The 3,232-nt window shown below is 43.9% G+C and carries 2 protein-coding genes; both read left to right on the forward strand.

All coding sequences use genetic code 11. The features are described 5' to 3' along the window. A partial coding sequence (locus VN429_RS01815; protein WP_325629167.1) for a radical SAM/SPASM domain-containing protein occupies nucleotides 1-1,148 on the forward strand: 1,148 nt, incomplete at its 5' end. A 40-nt stretch (nucleotides 1,149-1,188) separates the two neighbouring features. Beyond that, nucleotides 1,189-3,177 carry a radical SAM protein gene (locus VN429_RS01820; protein WP_325629169.1) on the forward strand — a complete coding sequence of 663 codons (1,989 nt, stop codon included), beginning with the start codon at nucleotides 1,189-1,191 and terminating at the stop codon, nucleotides 3,175-3,177. Nucleotides 3,178-3,232 lie beyond the last annotated feature (55 nt).

The raw sequence follows: 3,232 nt of genomic DNA on the forward strand, positions 1-3,232 counted from the left end.
GTCATATGACTGAAATTTATTCTTCAGAGGAGGAGATCCAGGAATTCCCTCTTTGGGAAACAATGAAAAATAACCGGAAATGTTTCTCATTTACTCTGGAACTTACTGCGAGATGCAATAACGACTGTTCTCACTGCTACATTAATCTCCCGGCTGGGGACCTAGAGACGAAAAAAAGGGAACTGACCCACAAGCAGATCATGGATATTGCTGACCAGGCTGTAAATCTTGGTGCACTCTGGTGTGGTATCACCGGCGGAGAACCCCTCATACGGTCTGATTTTCCGGAAATTTATCTTGGGCTGAAGAAAAAAGGTCTGCTGGTTACCGTCATGACAAATGGCACCTTAATTAATGAGGAGCATATTGCCTTATTTCGATGTTATCCACCTCGAGATATCGAAGTAACCGTATATGGTGCCACCAAAGAGACCTATGAAGCAGTCACCAGGAGTCCTGGATCCTACAATGCATTCAAACGAGGATTATCATATCTCCAAAATGCAGGAATAAAGGTCAGGTTGAAAGCGATGGCAATCCGATCTAATCTCCATGAGATGAATAAGATAGCTGATTTTTCACGCTCTTATACAAAAGATTACTACCGTTTTGATCCCCAACTTCATATGAGACTTGATCATAATCAGGAGCGAAATGAAGGAATTAAAAAAGAACGCCTAACTCCTGATGAGATCGTGATCCTGGAACAATCTGATAACCAGCGAAGGGATGCACTTATCGGTTGTGAGAGGCTGATCAACCATTCATCCTGCAAATGCACGTGTAATCACCTATTTCATTGTGGGGCAGGAAACGGCGAGTTTGTTGTCAGCCCAGAGGGTATGTTCCGTCTCTGCATGTCCCTCACCCATCAGGGATGTCAGTATGACCTGAAGACCGGCAGCGTTACTGATGCCTGGGAACATTTTATTCCAAAAATCAGGGATATTCGATCAGATCGGGATGAGTATCGCAGTACCTGCCACATCTGTTCCATTAGGAATCTTTGCCTCTGGTGCCCTGCACATGCAGATTTGGAGACCGGGATGCTGGACAGCCACGTTGATTATTTCTGCCAGGTTGCCCATGCACGGGCCAGGATGCTTGGATATATTGGTAACCCAAGGCATACTAATCCGGGAAATTGAACCTGTTTCTATCCAGAGTTGATGAGGGTTTTCAGAAAATATGCATGATTATCTAACCATAAAAAAGACTGATTCCCTGCCACGGCTGCCATTATCAGCCTCAATCGACCTGACATACCGGTGTAATAATAACTGCCTGCATTGCTGGTTGAGGATTTCGCCCGATTCTGAAAAGAAGGAGGATGAACTTACCACTGGTGAGATTTTTCAGATTATCGACGAGGGACGAAGATTAGGCTGTCGTTACTGGTCGATATCAGGCGGAGAACCGATGCTCATACCTGACTTCGCTCTCATCTTTGATTATATCACCAACAGATCATCATCCTACGCGATCAATACCAACGGAACACTCATTACTCCTGATATCGCTCTGTTGATGAGACGAAAAGGATCAAAGATGATTGCCCTGTATGGTGCTTCTGAGGAAATTCATGACATGGTCACCAGGAATCCGGGATCATTCCATGCAACTATGAACGGATTTCAGTTGTTACGAGACGTAAAAGCTGAATTTATTGTTCAAATCATCCCTATGCAGAAGAATTATCATGAATTTTCTGCAATGATAGAACTGGCAAAAACACTAAGTCCCCATTACCGTATCGGAGCTTCCTGGCTATACCTATCTGCTGATGGTTCACCAGAACATAACGCCCGGATTGAAGGACAACGACTCCCTCCTCAGGAAGTCATCGCTCTGGATAAGCCAGACCTTACGTATGAAGAAAAGTGCCAACAAAAGAGTTCCCACATAGAAAAAGTTCATGATGATCACCTTTTTTCCAGGTGTATCAATGGAAAAAGGGAATTTCATATTGATCCCTATGGCAGCATGTCCTTCTGTTCTTTTATAAAGGATCCTGCTTTGCGATATGATCTTCGAACCGGCAGTGTGCAGGATTGCTGGGATGTGTTCATTCCCTCCCTGAAAGATGCTGTGACCGGTGGAGTTGAATATGAAGAGAATTGTAAATCCTGTAAGAGACGCTCTGATTGCAAATGGTGTGCAGTCTATTCGTATCTTGAGACCGGGCGATACTCGGCAAAGGTTCCTTACCTCTGTGGCGTTGCAGAACAGGCGAAGCAGTTCAAGACAGAATGGCAGGAAAAACATCGTCGTTACTTTAAATTTGCAGGGATTACTGTTTGTGTAGAGAGTAATCTTGATTTTAATCAGGTAAAGATTAAAGAAGAACTTAACGTGTTTATGGTGGACGGTCCTGGGGAGGATAATGTGATACTAAGGCATTACTTTGAACTACCTCCCCTAAACGGGGATCTAGGGAAAGAGTTCTACAGAAAATGTCCCTGGGTTATATACCGAAAGAAAAATTCCTGGATTTATCTTGGGATATCATCGGATCCTCATAATTATCAGATCTATAAGGTCGCAGTCTTTAGTGCTGATCATACAAATGCAAAGATCTTTCATCTCCCAAGTGATGAGGAGATTACAACCGCCCAGGGCTGGAATTCCCTTTCACTCCTTCCTACTGATCAGATCTGGATTGGGCCACTTCTTGCTGACCGGAATGCAGTGCTGATGCATTCTGCAGCAGTTATCCTGAACGGGCAGGGGCTTGTGTTTATCGGCCACTCAGAAGCAGGAAAATCTACCACGGTAACTCTTTTGAAACAGGCTGCACAGCAAAGTGATCTATTATCAGTTGAGATCCTTTGTGATGATCGCAATATTCTACAGAGGACGGATACAATGTGGCAGGTACATGGAACATGGAGTCATGGGACGGTATCAGATGTTTCTGCTGCTTCTGCTCCAATCAGAGGGATACTGTTTCTTCAGAAGGATAATGAAAATACGATAACACCCCTCATTGACCGAAAAATGATCTGGAAGCAGCTGCTCGCAACCCTGATTCGACCATTGGGAACGGTTGAATGGTGGGAGAAGGAACTTGATATACTGGAGCGGATCGTTGCTGAAATTCCCTGTTATTCCATGAAATTTGATAAAACCGGCTTAATAGTACCCAAACTGGTTCATCTCGTCAAGGAACTGGAATGAATCCGGGAAATAATTTTGTCATTACAGTGAAAAAGTTATCCGATATTTTCAATGA

Origin of the sequence: Methanospirillum sp. (assembly GCF_035560735.1) — an archaeon.
GTDB lineage: Archaea > Halobacteriota > Methanomicrobia > Methanomicrobiales > Methanospirillaceae > Methanospirillum.

What these genes read in the sequence shown, in the direction of transcription:
- VN429_RS01820 (WP_325629169.1), top strand. Translation starts at nt 1,189, where the DNA reads ATGCATGATTATCTAACCATAAAAAAGACTGATTCCCTGCCACGGCTG.